Genomic DNA, 20,523 nt, shown 5'->3' on the forward strand with positions numbered 1-20,523 from the left:
TCCCGAAATTTGGCGGATGTTGGACTGTCGTCAAGTCGACGTACCTCAAATGAGCAAAATACCGGAATCTGATAATACATCCTTCATTGTGAGCGGGGGCACATATTTATAAAAAAATACGCTTGTCCAATCCATTATCATTCTCCAGTCATTTAATATTACAAAGGGGGGAGAACATGGAAAACAATGAAGAAATCACGTTTCGATTTGTAAAAAAAGATGGAGAAGAAATTAATTTGGGAAATCTTGCTGGTAAACGAAAAATTGTCATTGTCATTAATAATCAGATAACATTTGCACCAAATACAACACAAATTGCCAGTGGAGCCGGACAAAATAGTGCAGCAGGAAGTAATGCAGCAATAGATTCATCGAATACCCGACAGCAACAAACGGTGGGCGCGGGAGGCGAAGCCATAAATAAGGGAATTAGTGGGGACCAGATTGAGCCGCATAAAATGAAAAAAGAAACTTCGAATGAAGAGGAAGAATTTGTAATTGTCATCAATAATCAAATTAATAAAACCCGTAAGGAACAGGCTAGTGCTACTCAAGTGGCAAGTGGTGGTGGAGATGACAGTGCAGCTGGAACCAACGCTGCTATCGAAAGTTCTAATACTAAACAGCAACATGCAGTAGGAGGAGGAACGGATAGTTCGGCAGTAAATGCAGGCAAAGAAGGCGACCAAATAGAAAAATGCGATTAAAAAAAAGAAGCTGTAGTTATTTTACAGCTTCTTTTTTTTAAAGGAAATACAAGTTTTAGATAGGAGATGAACAAGATTATTGCTTCATAGTTACCCATGTTTATCGTACTGTGTAACTCAAAAAGGTAAGTGATATGAAACAATGAATAATAAGGGCTATAGCATTTGGCTTAGTTACACACAATATAAGATATGGGTAAGTGAAGAAACGGCATAAAAAGAAGCGTAGTTCGTCAAATGGAAGTAATGCTCCATTACCATCAAGTTAAGAAATTCATTGTATCCGTTTTTATGTGATTGTTATTGATTTTAAAAAATAAAAAATCGCCTTATTAAAGGCGATTCATAATGTATTCATTTTGCATTCTTTTGATAAATAAATATCTTTTAAAATTAAATACAATGTTCTACATTAACGTGTTTCTGGATCTTTGTCTTTTTTTCTAAGACCAAATAATCCTAGTAGTCCCAATAAACCAAGCCAAGTCCAATTATTATTTTTATTACGATTATCATTTAAATCATTTGTCGTATTTACATTTCGAGTTCTCACATCATTATTAACTCTATTCATGTTATAGTCATTAACTCTATTTGTGTTATAGTCATTAACTCGAGTTGTAATATTATTATCGTTAACTCTATTCGTATTATATCCATCGTATTCAGCATGGACGCTTGTACCAAAAACCATAATAGTTAGTAAAAGGGCACCTAAAATAAATGAAAGTTTTTTCTTCATGATTTTCCCTCCTTTCGTATTTAATAATGTCTCCAGTTCCTTTAGACAATATTCGGTTGAAAATATATAAAACCATGTACATGTTCTACAATCAGATCAAGCATAATACCTAAATAAATTTCAATCGATTCTTTATGGCTGTTGTATTAAAGTAGTCTAGGGAAATAAAGGTTATTAGCGAATTAAAATAAGTGGCAGATTCATGACTGCTTTTTGGCAGTAAATGTGCCGGTTGTTTTGAAATCAAAGTGATATATTTGTATTGTGAGAAATGACGGAAAACATTGCTCGCAAAATTCCTTATAACTGAAAATGGATCGTCATAACCGGTGGCGATGGGTGTAGATTGGATGAACAGTTGTTTCTTGTTTTCACATTCAATTGCAATTCACGTTGTGTAAACGGAGAAGGTCTTTTGCTCTTCTTCCAGGGACTTAATAATGTTTGTGTAGATAAATGTAAACAACATTAGGTGGTTGGAAGAAGAATAAAACTTCATTTACCGGATTTATAATTATCAAATTACTATGAAAGGGAAGTTGGTGCACAGTTGCCCTTTCATAATGAAAAAATAGTATATTACCTTTCTTAATGTACATATTAAGTAAAGTGTTTAATATCACACATAAAAGGCGGGGTAATATGAGTGAAAATAAGAAGAATGAAGAATTGAATAAGATAAAGAAGTATTATTTTAATGAGGATAATCAACCAGTAGCTGGTATAGAGTTAACTTTGCCGCCTGATATAGGAAGCATGTTAGACCCGAAATCAGTTAATGATGAAAGTAAAGATATTGATAATGAATAAGTTTAATTTAAGCATCCATTCGGGTGCTTTTTATTATGTAAAAAAATAAGGGGTGAGGGTAGATGGATAACGATTTACAAAATAAGATTGATGTACTCGGTCTTCAAGCTGTGGATGAAACAGCTTATAACAAAGATCTAAAACCCCATGAGGAAACATACAAGCGAGCGAAGATAGATATTAATCGTTTTAAAAATTACAAACTGTATGGTGGGGAACACATGCTTTATTCTATTGAATATATCGAACGAACTCCAATAGAAGAGTTATTAAAGCTCATAAGGCTAATGCAATATTGATAGGTAAAGGATAATGAAAGAATACAAAACCAAACAACAGAAGCATAAGTTTTATGACAGTGGTGAATAGAAAAGTACACGTGAACAAGTGAAGAAGCGTGACAACTATGAATGCCAAGAGCGCAAGCGCAACGATTAGTAGCAACGGTATTATCTCAACCACCACCTTTAGATGGACAAAAAACCGCTCAAGTGGGAACTTTAGTACGGAGAGCCTTCCTTTTTTATATTTGTTTTTTGTAAAATTATTGTAAATCATAAATACATTATATAACTATATATTATATAATGTGTACGTAATATATTTGAGATGTTAGGGGTGATGTATTCGATAATTACGTGGAACTTTTAAAAGTATTATTTTAATAACGTATTATTATAATAAATTGTTTTAAATTCTTCTTTTAGACTTTTAATTTTAAATTGTTTAGATTCAGTAATTGGTGTTTCTCGTTTTTTGATAATCAAGATAAATGAAGAGAGGAAGTACTCAATACATGGAAAAATTACGGTTATTAACATTTAAAAATATAGTAGAGCCACTTTTAAAGGAACATGTATCATTTATATATTTTCCGATTGAATGGCTAGACATTGTAGAGATACATTATAAGACATTTTTATTAACTAATAAGTTAAAGCGTTTAAATGAAAGATTGTATGATATGTTTTCTGATATATTGTTTATTCAGCATAATCCGTATGTATTAAATGAAAATACGCCATGGATTGTGTCAAAAGAACCAATTAGGCAAGAACAACTTGATTATATATTTCAAAGTTGGTATGAGGTCATTCATGATTGGAAACCGAATCAATTAATGGAACCGCCAAAATATGAATGGCATGACGATTTGATTTCGAATGTAACAGTATTACATGATAGTGAAACGTTTTCTAAATGGGTACCCGCATTAATTTCACATGTTTTTTGTGTACAACCTATACGAATTGAGAATAAAAATGAAGAAATCTATTTTTCTCCACTTCGATCACAAAATATTTGTGAGGCAATGTCAGAGCCAATTAAAGATGAAAAAACACAAGACTTTTTCGCCTATGTATACCGATTTGAATGTATAACTCGTGGTGGTGAGAATATTCCATTATTAAAGGTTACAGTAGGTATTCGGAGATTCTATCAAGAATATAACCATCCGGATATCCCTTTACTTTTGCGACGAAAACGAGGCATGATATTGATTTCTACTTCAGAATTTGCATCAGATAATAAAAAAATGCGGTTTGTAAAGTTAAAAGTACAACAAGCTACAAACGGTATGAAATGGATTAAGTTATTTAGAACATTAAAAGATGATTTTCAAATAGGTGGAGAAATTGAATTAGACCATATTGTCCAATATCCGAAAGATTATATTGTCGGAACAAACAGAAGAGTATTACTTCCGTATAATGAGAGAATATATAAAGTGCAAGGTACTAAAAAAAAGCTAGGTATAAAAGTAAAGGAGAAAGGATATCTATTTAAAGAATTTCAGCGGAAATTTTCACATTTCACATTACTGCCAGAATGCAAAAGGGTAGCAACAAATAGTGAAAATGAATTATTTCCTTTAGTTGCACCAAAAGGATTAGAGACCATAACATTAGAAATTTGGTCCGAAAATATAGTATTGGAAATAGAACAAGCATTATTTGATAGTGAAATAGTTTTAGCTAAAATAGGAGAAACATCTTATGTAGTAAATGCAGATTCACCAGTATTATTAAAGATTGTAAGATTTAATATGGAAAAAGTGTTACAAAATCCATATAAAATGCAGTATTGCCAAAAATATAAAACAAATCTTGTAGATGATGTTGTAAAAGCAGTTCATGCTACGGCAGGTAAGCGAAGTGATACGACATTAGCATTAATCGCAATGAAGAAGTGTGATGGAAGAGAGAAGATTGATCCGAAACAAATTATTCGTGAAGGATTTGCACGAACAAAACGTATTTCAACATTTATTAATTTATTTATAGGTCAAAGTGTATCTCGTGAAACAATTGTAACTAGTATTTTTAATTTATTAGAACAAAAAGGATTTTTGAAAGGCAATTGGAATAAGAGGAATTTGCCTTGTACATATGTCAATTTATCAGTTGAACGAATCTCGAAGTTTGATTTCTTGCCTATTATTTCAAAAATAAAAGGTAAAGAAATATCATATAAATTATATGGGGATACGGAGTGGCAACCAATCGACTATATGTTATTACATATAAATAAACATAATGTATTTTTACCACAACCATCAAAAAGAAATGATGTGGGTGCCCGTTTTAAGGAATTTGTATCTGAAACATTAATGGGAATGTTACAACATACGCAAAAGGAAAATGAACAAGTTTATTTCATTGTAGATGCGAATTTGAGAAAATATTGGATTAAAGAGTTGCAAAATGAAAAAATTAATATAGATATTGTACCTGAGATTATTCCAGATATGTTAAAGGTTCCGAATTTAAATGTTATAAGAATAAATACTGCTTTTGATGTACCAAGCTTTGTTGTAATAGAGCGTGAAAATGATATGGATAGAACTGGATTATATGGGGATCAAACAGGGATGTATTATAGCACTGGTGAATATCCATTAAATTGTAGTGACACAATTCAACAATATATACTTGAAATTCTACCATTAGGTGTAAAACATGTAGAAAGGGAATATATCGCTAAAATGATACATTTCATGTGTTGTAATTCAAGTATACTTCCGGAAAAAAATGTGCATATGCCATATTCTATGCATATGGCTAAAGTAATAAAGAGTTATGCCACTGATATAGATGCAAGAGAGTTTAAAGAATTCGATGATGAATTAGATGTTGATGTAATAAAGAGAGAAAAGAAAGATTCAATAGTCCTAATTTAAATAATAGTAAACAAATCCTGTTCATTATACCGATCAGGATTTGTCATTTGTTCATGTAAATATAGCTATCCTTTGTCATGTATCTTTTCTATTTTGTATTTACTTTATAAACATTCAGGATTAAGATGTTTTTTAGAAATACAAAAACTGAATCACATGGAAAATTAATTTTAAAACTTAATAGAAATTTGAAAGGAATGGGGAATTGTGAAGAAATTAGATGTATTATTAATGCTACTGAGCGGCCTCTTTCCAATTGCAGGAATGTTAAAGCAAATCCCTCTTGAACAATCTTTATATATTGGAGGACTTTTATTTTTTACTAGTTTCGGTAGTTACTTTGCAAAAAAGATATATTCACGTATATGTAGCTGGATAGCATATGCACCATTTATAACACTACTGTTAGTTATTTGGAATCAGGATATTTCAACAAGTGCTATAATAGCAAATGCCAAAATTGCTGCCTGTATCGCTTTAATACCTTGTATATTTCGCTTTCGTACATACGGGCTTACTTTAGGTTTATTCTCATTATGGGCCGCTTTATTATGGGATATAAAAGAAGTACAGTCGTTAGTCATACTTGAGCGTATGACGAGTTTAATGACAAGCAATTACGTATATCTTCTACTCTTAGCTGGAGGACTTATATTAGGTGGATTACTTGCGACGTTTATACACCGTAAAGAGAAGGATGATAATAAAGAAAATATAAATCTATTTCAACAAAAAAAGAAACGCAAAAAATTATCATTTAAGATGCCACTTCCAAGATTACCGAAATTTAAGATGAAATTATTTAAGTTTGGTGGAAAAGGTTCTAAACGTAAAACGCCAGAAAAAATACGTAAGCATAATTACGAAGAATCAGCTCCAGCTGCACCATATGAAATGTCGGAGCAAATAGATCAATATAAAGAAGATACTGTTCAAGGACAAACGAGGATGGAACGTCGTAGAAATAGGTATAATGCATAATAAATTTCAGTAAACCTTTAATGATTTATCGTTAAATTGATAAATTATTAAAGGTTTTTTATGTAATTAAATATAGATTGCCAATGAGAAATTCATAGCATATTCTAAAGTTGAGGACTTAAATAAAATAATGGGAGGACAAAATGCTTATTATTGCATATATTTCTGTCTGTATATTATTTTCGGTTAGTTTTTTACATATTTATTGGGCTTTCGGGGGTAAGTGGGCGACAAATAGTGTCATTCCAACTAAAGCTGGAGAAAAGGCGTTTACACCAGGTGTAGGAATGACATTGTTCATTGCGTTATTATTAAGTATGGCAGCAATGATTTTATTACAACAAACAAATATTGTTCATTTCAAAGTTCCCAATATTTTTATTCAAATGGGATCCTGGGTTTGTATGGTTGTTTTTTTCATAAGAGTAATTGGTGAGTTTCATTATTTTGGTATCTTTAAACGAAAAAAAGGTACGCAGTTTGCTAGAATGGATACTGTTTTATATATACCACTTTGTGCATTTTTATCATTATCCTTTTTATTATCAATTATAAAGTGAACTTAGGAAAGATAATCATGTAATGTATTTAGTAAATAAAGATGCGGATATTAAATAAGAGGTTTCTGTGCAATCAGAAACCTCTTATTTTTTGTAATTGTAAACATCGGTTATTAGGGAGCTTATTTATTTAATTAAGATAATAGAATGTTTATATTTGAAAGAAATGAATTGGGATTTAGTTATTACTTCTATGAATGATGCATTTTCTTCATTTTTTTGGTCCCTAAAATACAACTAATAATTGCGAGTAATGCATTTGAAGAAATAAAGTTTACGGTCCAATAAATTCCTGTTCCAGCGATTATATCGATAATTATAAATCTTTTAATTGCTGAACTTTTGACTACATGAAAAACAAATTGATTGTTATTGTTATCCAATGTTATCACATCCCTTATCTAATATATGACAAGGCATGCTTGTTCTAGTCTCCATGATAGATAATATACAAAAAGAGTAATTAGCAGAAGCATATAAAGTAGTTATATATAAAGGATAACTTATTGGAAGTTAAATTCTTAAATTAAGTGAAAAAAATAAAAATCATAATTTATCCTGCGTTATTGATGGAATATTATGTTTTACTTAAGAGGTTATGCGGAAAGTTTGAAGAAGAATTCTTTCATTAAAAGTACGATTCCCAGCAGAAACAAGACTTCAATTGAGAACCAAAACATACTTTTTTGAGGTTTTTTAAACTCCATAATAATTGATGAAAATAAAAAAATTGCAATCAGTATGATGATTAAGAGTTGGATTATATCAACCATTCATAACACTCCTATTATTTAATCAATACTATTATATAATCTTTTCCAAAGATATAGAATGCTAGAAACATTTTATTATAATTTCAATAAATAGAACAGACGGTGTATAGTATCTGTTTTTCTGCAAATTATTTCAAACGTGTAGTGGAAAGTAATAAAAGTGATAAATCCACGTTTTAATAAAAGGATGTAAGCGTATTCTTAGCGAATTATAGATAATTAAGAGAGGCGGTGACACTATGAAATATGTAAAAGTTAGCATGAATGGTGGAAGTGAGCACAAGTTCTCAATGACTTTAGAACGATTTGAAGAGCTTATTACTACAGAGAATGGATTATTAGAAAATAAATTAGTTTGTATTGAAAATGTAATGATTAACCCTACTAATATATCTTCCGTAGTTGAAAAAATTGGTGTACCTGCTAAATTTATGGAAGTTTAAAGGTAATTAGATAAAAAACATCCATGGGGATGTTTTTTGTTTATAAATAAAGTAATTGTACAATGAATATATGAGCAGATTTTAATAGTAATCATGTAGGCTATCAAGAATGAATGGATATAGAAAGGTCTTTTCTAGCGCTCCAATGTGTATGTATCTCTTTGGCATCTAGATATTGTGCTTTTTCATGCACAATGTAATACGTACAAGCATATAGTATGTAATAGGACAAGATCTTCGTGTCCTACTAAATACTCAGAAAAAACCTCTAATCACATTAGAGCATCCAATAGCAGGGTGCTCTTATTTTTTATGAAAAATGTAGCTTCATAAAGGTTTCGTTTCAATTATAGTTTTCATTAACTTTTGATTTTAAACTTATCTTTAACGTTAATAAATATTATGGTTAATATAATAGCAATAATTAAATTAGACAAATAGAAATTTTGGTGAATCAGTAGTTCGAAGATGACATCGAATGTATACAATAAAGCGACAGCAGGTAATATACAAATAAATATAAATCTCCAATTTTTTAAATAATGTTTATAATTAGTAAGTACTTTCTCCATTCATATTGCTCCTGTATTTTTTATTTTCTATATAATTATACATTTAAATAAAAAGATTTACAAAGTATTTAAAAAATATTTAGCAACTAATGTGATTTTGGGAGATAAATAAGGAGAAAGCAAAAAACATTATAGATCTATAGATTGAGAGAAATATAGAGAAAGCTTTTGTTAAAAACTTAGATGGTTGCAGCAATATGTGTAATAAACGATTTGACTTTAAAAAGACTTTTAAACATCTAGACTAAAATGATACACTATAATCTACGTTATTTTAGAAATGAATAGAGGGATTTATATGATAGATAAAATTAAAAATGTTGTTGAGGATATGTATGAAGATGAAGCAAAACATTTACTTCAAAGTATTCTCATACAGTTAGATGTATTAGACGGGAATTATAGCGAAGATATGCTAAAAAATTTAACGAATATCCCTAAGCAATTGACGAGTCATACAACTCAGGAAAAGAATTTAGAAGAAAGTACACACATTCATATTGCGTTTGATGATTCAACAGCCGGATGTTTAAAATATATGTTGAAACAAGAAGGATTACACGAGGAGAGTGTTGTTTCATACTCTGAATTCTTTTCTATTGGTCCCATACATCAATTACATATGAATGAAGGTCAATTAGCAAGGTCACAGTGGTTATTAAATAACTTAACTTCTTATGATTGTTATTTTGAAGAAGAGTATTTACCAAGATTTAAGAAGACTTTAGAAGAGCTACATTCAATTCCCAATGAAACACCGATTACCATTTGGAAGGCGGATAATGCCCATGAGCATGTAGGACTTTGTTTTGCAATTGCGCAATTAAAAGATAAGAAAAATATTCGTGTTATAAATACTTCTGAAGCGAGTAGAGAAATATTAAAACAAGATTATGATATTCGTGGAACTGGAGAATTATCTCCTGAAATTTTAGCTCTTTTCCAAAAAAGTTTTGTGGAATTTCCGTATTTAACTGAAGAGAAGCGGATGAAGTTTGCACATGAGTGGGATAGATTATCGCAAAGCATGGAGTTTTTAAGAGTTTGGAAAGACAATGAAGTGCATTCTGTACAAGAAGGTTATTTTGATCAATTCATTATTGAGTGTGCAAAAAATGTAGGAGCAGATAAAGAATTTCATAAAGCTCCGAGAGTAATAGGTGAAGCACTTGGTCTTGCGGATCAATTGGTTGGGGATACGTTTTTGGAATATCGCTTGAAAGAATTAATTAAGCAAGAAGTATTTGAATATGAAGGTTCATTAGATCAAATGCGTTTTTATAGTGTGAAGTTAAAAAAATAATAAATATATCCAGTGTATGAAAAAGTTCGTATTTTTAAAATGCGAACTTTTTTCAATTGAATTTAGGCTATACATAAGCTTCCTATAGTTAACGAATTACATATGAATGTTAAAGGAAATGAAAAGAAGGTGATTTGTTAATATGTATAACCAACAAAACTATCCATATGATCAAGGGATGTATTATAATCCACAAAACTACGGTTATGAATCTGCAAATGAAGTGAGAGATATTGAACAAGAAGATTACAGGCCAGATGATGCGGAAGATGCTCCAACGTCACCACCACCGTCACAAGCTCCGTCGTTACCGTCCACATTTGCTTCTCCAGCACAAGCAGGTAATATGAAATCATGGATGTGTAACTGTCTAGGAAGATGGGGCTATTTACGTTTACATCGACCTGGTCCTTTCGGAAGAGATTTATGGTTCTTTCCAACTGAGGTAAGAAGAAATGGGGTTTCAGGTTATACTTGGCAAGGTGGTCGCCGTCGTAAAGTAAGTTACCGATATCAACAAATTAGTAACTTTATGTGCTTCGCATAAAGAAAAGTGAGCGAGTAGAATACTTTTACTCGCTCACTTTTTTATTTTTCAATATACGAAGTAAGATTTTAATTAAAAATTTACAATTTTCACGTTTTTATTAGAGTATAATGCATATGTTGGTTGATTTTCAAAAACAAGTGAGAGTGAGGGAATGCAATGTCAATGAAAAACAAAGTGGGCCTAAGAATAGAGGATGGCATTAATTTAGCTTCAGCTCAGTTTAAAAAAGATGCGTATGAAATTTATAAAGAATCGAGAAAAGTCCAGCCTATATTATTTGTAAATCAAATTGAAATCGGTAAAGAATGGCTCATTACAAGATATGAAGATGCTCTGCCGCTTTTAAAAGATAATCGCTTAAAAAAAGATCAGGCAAATGTGTTTCCTCAAGATACAAAGAACATGTATCTTTCCGTTGACAATAGTGATCATTTAACAACGCACATGTTAAATTCAGACCCACCTAACCACAGTCGTTTACGATCTTTAGTTCAAAAAGCTTTTACACCGAAGATGATTTCACAATTAGACGGAAGAATTCAGAGAATAGCGGATGATTTAATAAGTGAAATAGAGCGGAAAGGTACATTAAATCTTGTGGATGATTATTCATTCCCATTACCGATTATTGTAATAAGTGAGATGCTTGGCATTCCAAAAGAGGATCAAGCGAAATTTAGAATTTGGTCTCATGCTGTCATTGCATCGCCAGAAACACCTGAAGAAATAAAAGAAACCGAAAAACAACTATCTGAGTTTATTACATATCTTCAATATATAGTTGATGTAAAACGAAAAAATCCAAAAGAAGATTTGGTTAGTGCGTTAATACTTGCAGAAAATGAAGGGCAGAAACTTAGTGCTCGAGAGCTATATTCAATGATCATGTTATTAATTGTAGCCGGACACGAGACAACTGTGAATTTAATAACAAATACGGTATTAGCACTGCTTGAAAATCCGAAGCAATTACAGTTATTAAAAGATAATCCGAAATTAATTGATTCAGCTATTGAGGAAGGATTGCGTTATTATTCTCCAGTTGAGGTGACAACTGCAAGATGGGCGGCTGAGCCGTTTCAAATTCATGACCAAACAATCCAAAAAGGAGATATGGTTATTATCGCATTAGCTTCCGCAAACCGTGATGAAACAGTATTTGAAAACCCAGAAGTATTTGATATTATGCGTGAGAATAACCGTCACATTGCTTTCGGACATGGTAGTCATTTCTGTTTAGGAGCTCCACTTGCTAGGCTAGAAGCAAAGATTGCTATTACTACTCTGTTTAAAAGAATGCCTGAACTACAAATAAAGGGCGATCGTGAAGATATTAAATGGCAAGGAAATTATTTAATGCGTTCTTTAGAGGAATTGCCTTTGACTTTCTAGAATAGTTAAAATGAGACATGCATACATTGAAAATGTTTTACATAGAGTATGTATGTGTTATTTAAATTCGAAACGGAAGGGTGAAAACATCCCAATGATCAACTAATTCTATTTTTAAGAGATCTTCGTTAAAAAACGAAATATTCTTCTGAATAGGATTAGTATGTACATGTATAGAAAAGGGATGTGTTTCGCACTGCGAAAAATATAGTCTTTTCATATGATTTGTGCTGCCTCCTGTTCAGAACATGAAATAGGAGGCTTTTTTATGTCGACGACTATAGAACCGAAACAAAATCATGGGGTATCACAAGTATTGAAAAATCGATTTGTACAGGGAATTCTTGCATCAGCATTATTTTTACAAATAGGAATATGGGTTCGAAACTTTGCGGTATTATTGTATGTTATGGAAATGACGAAAGGTGATGCTTTCGCTATATCAATGATTTCAGTTGCTGAATTCGCCCCGATTTTTATATTCTCATTCATTGGTGGAACTTTTGCTGATAGGTGGAAGCCGAAGAGGACAATGATATGGTGTGAAACGTTAAGTTCTATTTCAGTATTCGCTGTATTAATTACACTTATGTTTGGAACGTGGAAAATTGTGTTTTTTGTGACGCTAATCTCTGCAATCCTTTCGCAGTTTTCTCAACCATCTGGAATGAAGTTGTTTAAACAACACTTATCGACGGAACAAATTCAATTAGCAATGTCGATATATCAAACGATTTTTGCGATATTTATGGTGTTAGGACCAATTCTCGGAACATTTATTTTTCATAGTTTTGGAATTTATATTTCAATCATTATAACAGGTATCGCGTTTTTACTTGCTGCAGGTGTATTGTTATTTCTTCCGAAAGATCTTGAAAACGAAGCAGAAAAGAAAGACATCACGCTGTTGCAGGAAATGAAGGATGGTATTAAATACGTCAAAAAGAAAAAAGCATTAACTTTACTTGGATTATGTTTTATGGCAGCAGGACTAGGAATAGGCTTAATTCAGCCACTAGGCATATTTATTGTAACTGAGCAGTTAGGGTTATCAAAAGAGAGTTTACAATGGTTACTAACAGTAAATGGCGCAGGGATGATTGTTGGCGGAGCTTTAGCGATGGTATTTGCAAAAAACGTTGCGCCGCAAAAAATGTTAATCGTAGGTATGCTTGGTCAGGCTATTGGAATTGGTATAATTGGTTACTCCACAAATTTATGGGTGACACTTACGGCACAACTTTTTAGTGGGTTAGCTCTACCGTGTATTCAAATAGGTATTAATACACTTATTATACAAAATAGCGATACGGATTTTATTGGTAGAGTAAATGGCATTTTAAGTCCACTGTTCACCGGTTCAATGGTAGTAACGATGAGTATTGCTGGTTCATTAAAGGAGATGTTTTCGTTAAGTATGATGTACGAGGGGACGGCTCTACTATTTGTTATTGGATTATTGTTTATTTTACCTATATACAATTTAAAGCCAGTAATAGCAGTAGAAAGTGAAATGAATGGTAAAGGAAGTGCTGTGCAACATGAATCCTAATCCAAACGTTAAATACCCAATTGAAGGAAATCAAAACGTTCATTTTATAAAAAATACAATAACGAAATCTAATATACTTGTTGGTGACTATTCTTATTATGATGCGAAACATGGGGAAACATTAGAAGATCGAGTATTATATCATTATGAATTTATCGGAGATCGTCTCTTCATTGGCAAGTTTTGCTGTATTGCATCTGGAGTTACCTTTATTATGAACGGAGCGAATCATCGAATGGATGGATTTTCAGCTTATCCGTTTAATATTTTTGGGAATGGATGGGAGAAGTTTACACCAGATTTGTCTGATTTACCGTATAAAGGAGATACAGTTATAGGAAATGACGTTTGGATTGGTATGGATACAACGATTATGCCCGGAATTAAAATAGGAGATGGTGCAATCATTGCAGCGAAATCTGTTGTGACTAAAGATGTCGCACCATATACAATTGTTGGTGGAAACCCTGCAAATAAAATAAAAGAGAGATTTTCAAATGAAATAATAGAAGAATTATTGCAAATTCAATGGTGGCATTTTGACATTGAAAAGATAACTGAAAATATCGATGCTATTGTACGAGGGCATATAGAAACATTAAGAAAGCTAAAAAGGTAATAAAAAATAGATGACAAAGAGTATCATACCTCCGAATTTTGTTAATGATAATAGAACAAGGAGGTGTGATACTATGGCACAAGACGTTTTATGTGAAGTAAACAATTGTAAATTTTGGGCTAACGGTAATAAATGTAGTGCAGATGCAATTTATGTAGTTAGTCATAAAGGGAAACAAGCATCTACAACGGAAGAAACAGATTGCAAAACTTTCGATCCAGAATTGTAAATTTTTGAGGGGTAGCCAAATCGTGGTTGCCCTTTTATTAATACTAGTATTGATAATAAATCTCATTTTCATTCATTATTTTTAACTTTTTCTGTTATTTTTTTATATTTTCTTCATAAGTGATGTAATCCAACGTAGTTCATGCTCAATACGTGATTTAGTAAATTCAACAACTTCTGTAATAAAAGGTGAGACAACGTCAAGGGATTGGATGGCTGTAAGTTGTTTTTGAAGAACGTTTTGGCGCGTAGTTAAAATTTCTATTCTAGCCTCGTAATCAAGTTTGTCGAAAAGCGCGATACGTACAAGGACCTCAGTGTTGTTTGTCGCAATCTTTTCGGGGAATTCTCTTAACATTTCATAAAAAATTTCTTCTCCTGTTTCTGTTATATTGTACATATTTCGGTTTGGTTTTCCGACTTGTTTCTGTACATTTTTCGTTATGGCTCCCATGTTTTCAAAACGCCGAAGAGTAGGGTAAAGCATGTTATGATTTAATTCAAAATTATTGCCTAACCGATTTTGAATATTTTTCTTTATTTCATAGCCATGTTTTGGCCCTGTTGTTAATTCTGCAAGTAATAAAATATCAACATACATAAAAAAGCCTCCTCATATATTTCTCAAGTTTTCATTTGAAAAGTTTTGCTATGTATATGTTAAAATAACATATGTTAGTTTATACAACTTTGAATTACCTACCTATCACTTTTATTGTAAAAGAAAAGGGAGGAAAGGACTATGGATTCACCTGAAAATGTTATTTTAGTTCATGAAATTTCAAAGCTAAAAACAAAAGAAGAGCTGTGGAACCCGTATGGATGGTATCAATTTATGAGGGATAATCACCCAGTACATTATGATGAAGAGCAAGATGTTTGGAATGTTTTTTTATATGAGGACGTGAATCGTGTTTTATCAGACTATCGCTTATTTTCAAGTAGAAGGGAGCGGAGACAATTCTCAATCCCTCCTTTAGAAACTAGAATAAATATAAACTCTACAGATCCCCCAGAACACCGTAACGTACGTTCAATTGTTTCTAAAGCATTTACTCCAAGAAGTTTAGAACAGTGGAAACCTCGTATAAAAGCTATTGCAGACGAACTTGTAAAAAATATAAAAAAGTATGATGAAGTTAATATTGTTAATCAATTTGCTGCACCTTTACCTGTTACCGTTATATCAGACCTATTGGGAGTACCTACTACAGACCGTAAACAAATTAAAGAATGGTCTGATATTTTATTTATGCCGTATAGTAAAGAAAAGTTTAATGATCTGGATGCCGAGAAAGGGATCGCATTAAATGAATTTAATGCATATCTTTTACCGATCGTTCAAGAAAAAAGATATCATTTAACCGATGATATTATTTCAGATTTAATACGAGCTGAATATGAAGGTGAAAGATTAACCGATGAAGAAATTGTAACTTTTTCATTAGGTTTATTAGCAGCTGGTAATGAAACGACTACAAATTTAATTATTAATAGTTTTTATTGCTTTTTAGTGGATTCACCTGGAATTTATCAAGAATTAAGAGAAGAACCTAAATTAGTTGCAAAAGCGATTGAGGAAGTATTACGCTACCGCTTTCCTGTTACATTAGCTCGGAGGATTACAGAGGATACAAACATATTTGGTCCTTTAATGAAAAAGGATCAAATGATTGTTGCATGGGTTAGTGCAGCAAATTTAGATGAGAACAAATTCTCACATGCTTCTAAGTATAATTTACACCGCATAGGAAATGAAAAACATTTAACCTTTGGTAAAGGTCCGCACTTTTGCTTAGGGGCACCGCTTGCACGTTTAGAAGCGGAGATTGCATTAAGTACCTTTATAAATGCTTTCGAAAAAATAGAGTTATCTCCATCTTTTAATTTAGAAAGATGTATATTGAAAAATGAGCAAACTTTAAAATATTTACCTATTCGCTTAAAAACTCAATAAAACGTTCAACAAGGTACATTGTATTGTACCTTGTTTTTTTATTTCTCAATTGTAAAATTTTAGTGTGTTTTATAGTATGGAGGTGTGTGAAAAAAGCGTAGAGGAGGATGCTTATGTTAACGTGCAATGGGAGTAAAACGTTTCAAACATTTATTAAAGCTGTAACTGATTTAATAAATGGTGATTTATTAGAAGAAGAAATCGTGTGTAAAATTGAAACATTACTAGAAGAACTTTTAGAAAAGAAAACATGGCTTCCGTTAGATAAACAGAAGTCAAATTCGGCTCAATATGCACGACACTTACTGTATGAAGATCCATTAAAACGTTTTGAAGTATTAGCTCTCGTATGGAAAGATGGACAATCTACACCATTACATGATCATGATGGCACATGGGGAGTAGAAGGCGTTTTTTCAGGAAGGATAATGGTGCAGAACTTTGTTCAAACGAAGCAGCTTGGAAATTCACTTTCTTATTTAACACATACAGGAAATCTTTATTTGGGAGAAGGCGAAACAGATAAAGTAATTCCACCAGCTGATTGTCATATTCTAGAAATATCCGAAAATGAAAGCGTAATCACAATTCATATATACGGAAAGCGTTTAGAAAAGTTTAAAGTATATATCCCAACAGAAGAAAAAAATGTATATATGTGTGAGACAAAATATATTAGTTATAATTCATAGCACAAAATCCAAAGCTTTTCTTTAAAAAGAACAGCTTTGGATTTTATTTTTAATTATTTCTTGACCTGAAACGCTTTTCATAAATTATAAATAAGGAGTACTTCACGAGATTCGTATGAAAACGATACCTTTTATTTAATAAAAACTCGTGTATTTATAGAAAGTGGTGAAGAAATAATGAAATTAATCGCAATTGATCTAGATGGAACTCTTCTTTCAGGGAATAAAATGATTAGTAAAGAGAATGCAGAAGCAATTCGAAAATGTCAAGAAGCTGGCCATGTTGTAGCAATTTGTACAGGACGTTCTATTGTGGATATTGAACGACTATTGTTAGAAGTTGGTTTGGAGTGTCCGATTATCGCAGAAAATGGTGCGCTTATATATAAAGATAAAAAAATGATGAAGAGATATCCAATTCAAAATATGCAGGCACTTGAGATTGTAGAATATCTTGAAGAGAATGGCTTGTATTATCAGCTCTATACTAATAAAGGTGTGTATGTACCCGATTATGGAGTAGAGAGTGTACGTAATGAAATCGAGTATGTGAAGAATGCAAAAGGAAATTTCGATTTGAAAGAGTTAGAAACGATTGCTGCATTATACCTTGAGCATACAGCATTTCATAGCACAGAAAGTTGTAAACCAATTGTAGAAATGGATATACATGTGCATAAACTTTTACCGTTTTCTTATGACATAGAGAAATTAAAAAAATTAAAAGAAACGTTTCTGCATAATACGGATTTAGCTATTACATCTTCCTATTGGCATAATTTAGAGATTAATCATCGAGATGCTCAAAAAGGAAATGGATTATATACTTTAGCAGAACATCTTAATATTCCAGTTGAAAACACTGTAGCAATAGGCGATGGCTTAAACGATGTTTCTATGATGGAGAAAGCAAATATATCAATTGCAATGGGAAATGCAGTTGAAGAAATAAAAGCGATGTGTAAATACGAAACATTAACAAATGAAGAACATGGTGTCGCACATGCTATATATAAATATGTAATGTAATAAAAAGAAAAAAAGAATCCAAAAAGATTCTTTTTTTCTTTTTATTAGGGGTAAGGTATTCTATGAGATTCATAGAAGCCTTATTACATCTCATTATATAGAATATATTGGAATAAATGTTTATATTTTTCATGAAAGTTGTGAATTTTTTGTGAATTTTATGATTATTATATTTTTATCCCGCATTAACGGGCAGTAAGACCCCTCACCTCAAAATTCAGCGGAAGCAAAGAAGTTAAGTGGGGGATCAACTGCCCGTAAAAGCCCGATTGGTTCAACTAATAATCAGTGGGGGATGAACAAAACCCCCACTGATTAAAGTTTCACTTTATACTTCTACTAGCAGCGCATAACATTCCCATATTATTTTCTGTTTTTAATTGAAAAATAGAATTTGTTTGAATAATTATTCTACAGCTATATACCTAGGAGCACTTTCTTCGTATAATGAAGAAGTATGAATTTTGAATTTGTATAAATTTTACATATCGAGGTGAAAAAGGAATGAATGCGCGGCTAATGGAACTTATTGATGTGAGTACAATAGAAACCATGGCAGAACAATTTTATAAATTAACCAACATATCACATCAACTTCTTGATGCTGAAAACGAATGTATATTTTCATTTGGAATTAATGAAATGAAAGTATGTACACTTCCAAAAATTGAAATCCCCCTTTTCTTATACAATCAATATTTAGGATCTTTTGTTGTATGGTCCAAACGAAGCGAAATTTTCAATTGCCAAAAATATTTTGAAATGCTTTCTAACCTTATTATAACTGGGGTGAAAAAAGAAGTTCAAAGTAAAAATATATCGTTACTTTCTCGAAAAGAGGAAGAACTACATACGATCTTACAAAACATGCCTGTTATGGTTGATGCGCTTGACTATAATGGAGATTTTGTTTTGTGGAATCGAGAATGCGAGATTGTAACAGGTTATACTGCTGAAGAAATAATTGGGAATCCAAACGCTCTTCAATTACTGTATCCTGACCATAATTATCGCCATCAAATACAAAATAAATTTTTGACTCGTGGAAAAAATTTTAGAGATTGGGAAATGAGTTTAACATGTAAAAATGGAGAAATTAAAACGATAATGTGGTCCAATATATCAGAGCAATTTCCTGTAACAGGATTTAGTTACTGGGCTGTTGGGGTAGATATTACACATTTAAAAGCAATAGAAGAGCAATTAAAACAACAAACCTCTGAATTAGAATTAATTTTCAAAGCTTTACCAGATTTATGTTTTTTAACAGAAGATGATGGGACAATTATAGATTATAAAGCAGGATCCCCTACAAAATTTTACGTACCCGCAGAAGCTTTTATGGGAAAAAAGTTTTACGAAATATTACCGTCTCCAGTAGCACAGCAATTTCAAGAAGCAATTCGCCAATTGAAAGAAGAAGGAAAGAATGTAATTGTAGAATATCCTCTAACAATTAATGGAAGTATTGATTTCTTTGAAGCTAGATGTTTACCATTATTACAAGATAAAATTATGATCATTGTCCGCGATATTACAGAGCGGAAAAAGGCAGAAGAATTGCTAAATAAATCAGATACACTTGCGGCAATTGGTCAATTAGCAGCTGGTGTAGCTCATGAAGTGAGAAACCCATTAACTGTAATTAAAGGATTTATACAGTTATTCCAAATTAATAAAGAGGATCAAGAGAAATATTTTGACCTTATGCTTTCCGAAATAGAAAGAATAGAAGCAATTCTCCAAGAGTTTTTGTCGATTGCTAAAACTGATGAAATAAATACAGAAAAGAAAAATATTTTTCAAATTTTTAAAAATGTCGTATCACTAATTAATACAAAAGCAATCATGACAAATATTCAAGTTGAACTATTTACAGATTCTGAAGAGATAATCATTGAATGCTCAGAAAATCAATTGAAACAAGTTTTTATTAATATTTTGCAAAATTCAATTGAAGCAATGCTAAATGGTGGGAAAATTTCAATTCATATAAAAGAAATACATAAAAATGGTGTCATTATTAGTGTAATAGATGAAGGAATAGGAATACCTGAAGAAAGAATTAAAAGATTAGGTGAACCTTTTTATAGTACGAAAGAAAAAGGTACCGGTATTGGATTGATGTTAAGTTATAAAATTATTGAAAGTCATCAAGGAACAATAAGTATAATGAGTGAGGTTGGTGTCGGGACAACTGTAACGATTTACTTGCCAAAAATGCAGAGTAAACAATCTCTATCAAATTGTGATGATAGATGTATTTCAATACGTTCTAATATTAAATCTTAAAATACTTAATACCCAATAACAAAGCTAAGCTTTTGTTATTGGGTATTTTTATATTTAATTTAGTAAACTTTACCTTTTCTTTATGTTTGTTTTAATTTCTATTAAGTTTTGAACGTTATATTTATATGCGTACAAAGTAA

21 protein-coding genes and 1 pseudogene are annotated in these 20,523 nt (G+C 31.6%); 18 read left to right on the plus strand and 4 right to left on the minus strand.

Annotated elements, in window-relative coordinates; all coding sequences use genetic code 11:
* Positions 1 to 176 precede the first annotated feature (176 nt).
* Entirely contained in the window at positions 177 to 707 is a 531-nt protein-coding gene (locus ACS2MN_RS03405) for a hypothetical protein (RefSeq protein WP_000429652.1), read from the plus strand.
* 412 nt (positions 708 to 1,119) lie between these two features.
* Here ACS2MN_RS03405 and ACS2MN_RS03410 read toward each other — a convergent pair whose 3' ends face one another.
* Positions 1,120 to 1,449 carry a WGxxGxxG family protein gene (locus ACS2MN_RS03410; protein ID WP_000728109.1) on the minus strand — a complete coding sequence of 110 codons (330 nt, stop codon included), beginning with the start codon at positions 1,447 to 1,449 and terminating at the stop codon, positions 1,120 to 1,122.
* A 642-nt stretch (positions 1,450 to 2,091) separates the two neighbouring features.
* On the opposite strand from ACS2MN_RS03410, the gene ACS2MN_RS03415 reads away from it, so the two are divergent.
* From ACS2MN_RS03415 to ACS2MN_RS03440, 6 genes and pseudogenes are all read left to right on the plus strand, one after another.
* On the plus strand, positions 2,092 to 2,259 hold the full coding sequence (locus ACS2MN_RS03415; RefSeq protein ID WP_001293571.1) for a hypothetical protein: 168 nt from the start codon (positions 2,092 to 2,094) through the stop codon (positions 2,257 to 2,259).
* Positions 2,260 to 2,321: 62 nt separating this feature from the next.
* A complete protein-coding gene (locus ACS2MN_RS03420) occupies positions 2,322 to 2,558 on the plus strand; it encodes a hypothetical protein (RefSeq protein WP_000368156.1) in 237 nt (78 codons plus the stop codon).
* Between the two features lie 13 nt (positions 2,559 to 2,571).
* Positions 2,572 to 2,691: pseudogene (locus ACS2MN_RS03425) on the plus strand (HNH endonuclease); the annotation flags it as partial.
* Positions 2,692 to 3,055: 364 nt separating this feature from the next.
* The gene (locus ACS2MN_RS03430) at positions 3,056 to 5,440 is read left to right on the plus strand and encodes an RNaseH domain-containing protein (RefSeq protein ID WP_088056205.1); all 2,385 of its coding nucleotides are present in this window, start codon (positions 3,056 to 3,058) and stop codon (positions 5,438 to 5,440) included.
* 207 nt (positions 5,441 to 5,647) lie between these two features.
* On the plus strand, positions 5,648 to 6,421 hold the full coding sequence (locus ACS2MN_RS03435; RefSeq protein ID WP_000732192.1) for a DUF3959 family protein: 774 nt from the start codon (positions 5,648 to 5,650) through the stop codon (positions 6,419 to 6,421).
* Positions 6,422 to 6,564: 143 nt separating this feature from the next.
* Positions 6,565 to 6,981 (plus strand): DUF3995 domain-containing protein, encoded by a 417-nt coding sequence (locus tag ACS2MN_RS03440; protein WP_000905314.1) that lies wholly within the window; start codon positions 6,565 to 6,567, stop codon positions 6,979 to 6,981.
* A 191-nt stretch (positions 6,982 to 7,172) separates the two neighbouring features.
* Here ACS2MN_RS03440 and ACS2MN_RS03445 read toward each other — a convergent pair whose 3' ends face one another.
* Positions 7,173 to 7,364 (minus strand): hypothetical protein, encoded by a 192-nt coding sequence (locus ACS2MN_RS03445; protein ID WP_000369809.1) that lies wholly within the window; start codon positions 7,362 to 7,364, stop codon positions 7,173 to 7,175.
* A 629-nt stretch (positions 7,365 to 7,993) separates the two neighbouring features.
* Here ACS2MN_RS03445 and ACS2MN_RS03450 point away from each other — a divergent pair.
* Positions 7,994 to 8,197 (plus strand): hypothetical protein, encoded by a 204-nt coding sequence (locus tag ACS2MN_RS03450; RefSeq protein WP_000878374.1) that lies wholly within the window; start codon positions 7,994 to 7,996, stop codon positions 8,195 to 8,197.
* Between the two features lie 359 nt (positions 8,198 to 8,556).
* Here ACS2MN_RS03450 and ACS2MN_RS03455 read toward each other — a convergent pair whose 3' ends face one another.
* Positions 8,557 to 8,769: a hypothetical protein gene (locus tag ACS2MN_RS03455; protein ID WP_000416832.1), complete on the minus strand. Its 213-nt coding sequence runs from the start codon at positions 8,767 to 8,769 to the stop codon at positions 8,557 to 8,559.
* Between the two features lie 298 nt (positions 8,770 to 9,067).
* Between ACS2MN_RS03455 and ACS2MN_RS03460 the strand changes: the two genes are divergently transcribed.
* From ACS2MN_RS03460 to ACS2MN_RS03485, 6 genes are all read left to right on the plus strand, one after another.
* On the plus strand, positions 9,068 to 10,072 hold the full coding sequence (locus ACS2MN_RS03460; RefSeq protein WP_000565714.1) for a DUF1835 domain-containing protein: 1,005 nt from the start codon (positions 9,068 to 9,070) through the stop codon (positions 10,070 to 10,072).
* A gap of 142 nt (positions 10,073 to 10,214) precedes the next feature.
* On the plus strand, positions 10,215 to 10,619 hold the full coding sequence (locus ACS2MN_RS03465) for a hypothetical protein (RefSeq protein WP_000282698.1): 405 nt from the start codon (positions 10,215 to 10,217) through the stop codon (positions 10,617 to 10,619).
* Positions 10,620 to 10,778: 159 nt separating this feature from the next.
* Positions 10,779 to 12,014: a cytochrome P450 family protein gene (locus ACS2MN_RS03470; protein WP_000062113.1), complete on the plus strand. Its 1,236-nt coding sequence runs from the start codon at positions 10,779 to 10,781 to the stop codon at positions 12,012 to 12,014.
* A 268-nt stretch (positions 12,015 to 12,282) separates the two neighbouring features.
* On the plus strand, positions 12,283 to 13,566 hold the full coding sequence (locus ACS2MN_RS03475; protein WP_000108180.1) for an MFS transporter: 1,284 nt from the start codon (positions 12,283 to 12,285) through the stop codon (positions 13,564 to 13,566).
* A complete protein-coding gene (locus ACS2MN_RS03480) occupies positions 13,556 to 14,185 on the plus strand; it encodes a Vat family streptogramin A O-acetyltransferase (RefSeq protein WP_001069238.1) in 630 nt (209 codons plus the stop codon). The genes ACS2MN_RS03475 and ACS2MN_RS03480 overlap by 11 nt, the downstream gene beginning before the upstream one ends.
* A gap of 73 nt (positions 14,186 to 14,258) precedes the next feature.
* The gene (locus ACS2MN_RS03485; protein WP_000046090.1) at positions 14,259 to 14,414 is read left to right on the plus strand and encodes a DUF1540 domain-containing protein; all 156 of its coding nucleotides are present in this window, start codon (positions 14,259 to 14,261) and stop codon (positions 14,412 to 14,414) included.
* Between the two features lie 102 nt (positions 14,415 to 14,516).
* Here the strand turns inward: ACS2MN_RS03485 and ACS2MN_RS03490 are convergent, their stop codons facing one another.
* On the minus strand, positions 14,517 to 15,014 hold the full coding sequence (locus ACS2MN_RS03490) for a PadR family transcriptional regulator (RefSeq protein WP_000289116.1): 498 nt from the start codon (positions 15,012 to 15,014) through the stop codon (positions 14,517 to 14,519).
* A 141-nt stretch (positions 15,015 to 15,155) separates the two neighbouring features.
* On the opposite strand from ACS2MN_RS03490, the gene ACS2MN_RS03495 reads away from it, so the two are divergent.
* The 4 genes from ACS2MN_RS03495 to ACS2MN_RS03510 all read left to right on the plus strand — a co-directional run bounded on the left by ACS2MN_RS03495 (position 15,156) and on the right by ACS2MN_RS03510 (position 20,383).
* Complete coding sequence (locus tag ACS2MN_RS03495) at positions 15,156 to 16,370, plus strand: cytochrome P450 (protein WP_088056206.1); 1,215 nt, start codon at positions 15,156 to 15,158, stop codon at positions 16,368 to 16,370.
* Between the two features lie 113 nt (positions 16,371 to 16,483).
* The gene (locus ACS2MN_RS03500; RefSeq protein ID WP_000954448.1) at positions 16,484 to 17,062 is read left to right on the plus strand and encodes a cysteine dioxygenase family protein; all 579 of its coding nucleotides are present in this window, start codon (positions 16,484 to 16,486) and stop codon (positions 17,060 to 17,062) included.
* Between the two features lie 177 nt (positions 17,063 to 17,239).
* Positions 17,240 to 18,091, plus strand: coding sequence for a Cof-type HAD-IIB family hydrolase (locus ACS2MN_RS03505; protein WP_000766359.1), 852 nt, complete (start codon positions 17,240 to 17,242; stop codon positions 18,089 to 18,091).
* 504 nt (positions 18,092 to 18,595) lie between these two features.
* Positions 18,596 to 20,383, plus strand: coding sequence for an ATP-binding protein (locus tag ACS2MN_RS03510; protein ID WP_000994073.1), 1,788 nt, complete (start codon positions 18,596 to 18,598; stop codon positions 20,381 to 20,383).
* Positions 20,384 to 20,523 lie beyond the last annotated feature (140 nt).

This window comes from Bacillus cereus group sp. BceL062 (genome assembly GCF_051780025.1).
Classification (GTDB): Bacteria; Bacillota; Bacilli; order Bacillales; family Bacillaceae_G; genus Bacillus_A; species Bacillus_A toyonensis.

What these genes read in the sequence shown, in the direction of transcription:
- ACS2MN_RS03405 (WP_000429652.1), top strand. Translation starts at nt 177, where the DNA reads ATGGAAAACAATGAAGAAATCACGTTTCGATTTGTAAAAAAAGATGGA.
- ACS2MN_RS03410 (WP_000728109.1), bottom strand. Translation starts at nt 1,449, where the DNA reads ATGAAGAAAAAACTTTCATTTATTTTAGGTGCCCTTTTACTAACTATT.
- ACS2MN_RS03415 (WP_001293571.1), top strand. Translation starts at nt 2,092, where the DNA reads ATGAGTGAAAATAAGAAGAATGAAGAATTGAATAAGATAAAGAAGTAT.
- ACS2MN_RS03420 (WP_000368156.1), top strand. Translation starts at nt 2,322, where the DNA reads ATGGATAACGATTTACAAAATAAGATTGATGTACTCGGTCTTCAAGCT.
- ACS2MN_RS03430 (WP_088056205.1), top strand. Translation starts at nt 3,056, where the DNA reads ATGGAAAAATTACGGTTATTAACATTTAAAAATATAGTAGAGCCACTT.
- ACS2MN_RS03440 (WP_000905314.1), top strand. Translation starts at nt 6,565, where the DNA reads ATGCTTATTATTGCATATATTTCTGTCTGTATATTATTTTCGGTTAGT.
- ACS2MN_RS03450 (WP_000878374.1), top strand. Translation starts at nt 7,994, where the DNA reads ATGAAATATGTAAAAGTTAGCATGAATGGTGGAAGTGAGCACAAGTTC.
- ACS2MN_RS03455 (WP_000416832.1), bottom strand. Translation starts at nt 8,769, where the DNA reads ATGGAGAAAGTACTTACTAATTATAAACATTATTTAAAAAATTGGAGA.
- ACS2MN_RS03460 (WP_000565714.1), top strand. Translation starts at nt 9,068, where the DNA reads ATGATAGATAAAATTAAAAATGTTGTTGAGGATATGTATGAAGATGAA.
- ACS2MN_RS03465 (WP_000282698.1), top strand. Translation starts at nt 10,215, where the DNA reads ATGTATAACCAACAAAACTATCCATATGATCAAGGGATGTATTATAAT.
- ACS2MN_RS03470 (WP_000062113.1), top strand. Translation starts at nt 10,779, where the DNA reads ATGTCAATGAAAAACAAAGTGGGCCTAAGAATAGAGGATGGCATTAAT.
- ACS2MN_RS03475 (WP_000108180.1), top strand. Translation starts at nt 12,283, where the DNA reads ATGTCGACGACTATAGAACCGAAACAAAATCATGGGGTATCACAAGTA.
- ACS2MN_RS03480 (WP_001069238.1), top strand. Translation starts at nt 13,556, where the DNA reads ATGAATCCTAATCCAAACGTTAAATACCCAATTGAAGGAAATCAAAAC.
- ACS2MN_RS03485 (WP_000046090.1), top strand. Translation starts at nt 14,259, where the DNA reads ATGGCACAAGACGTTTTATGTGAAGTAAACAATTGTAAATTTTGGGCT.
- ACS2MN_RS03490 (WP_000289116.1), bottom strand. Translation starts at nt 15,014, where the DNA reads ATGTATGTTGATATTTTATTACTTGCAGAATTAACAACAGGGCCAAAA.
- ACS2MN_RS03495 (WP_088056206.1), top strand. Translation starts at nt 15,156, where the DNA reads ATGGATTCACCTGAAAATGTTATTTTAGTTCATGAAATTTCAAAGCTA.
- ACS2MN_RS03500 (WP_000954448.1), top strand. Translation starts at nt 16,484, where the DNA reads ATGTTAACGTGCAATGGGAGTAAAACGTTTCAAACATTTATTAAAGCT.
- ACS2MN_RS03505 (WP_000766359.1), top strand. Translation starts at nt 17,240, where the DNA reads ATGAAATTAATCGCAATTGATCTAGATGGAACTCTTCTTTCAGGGAAT.
- ACS2MN_RS03510 (WP_000994073.1), top strand. Translation starts at nt 18,596, where the DNA reads ATGAATGCGCGGCTAATGGAACTTATTGATGTGAGTACAATAGAAACC.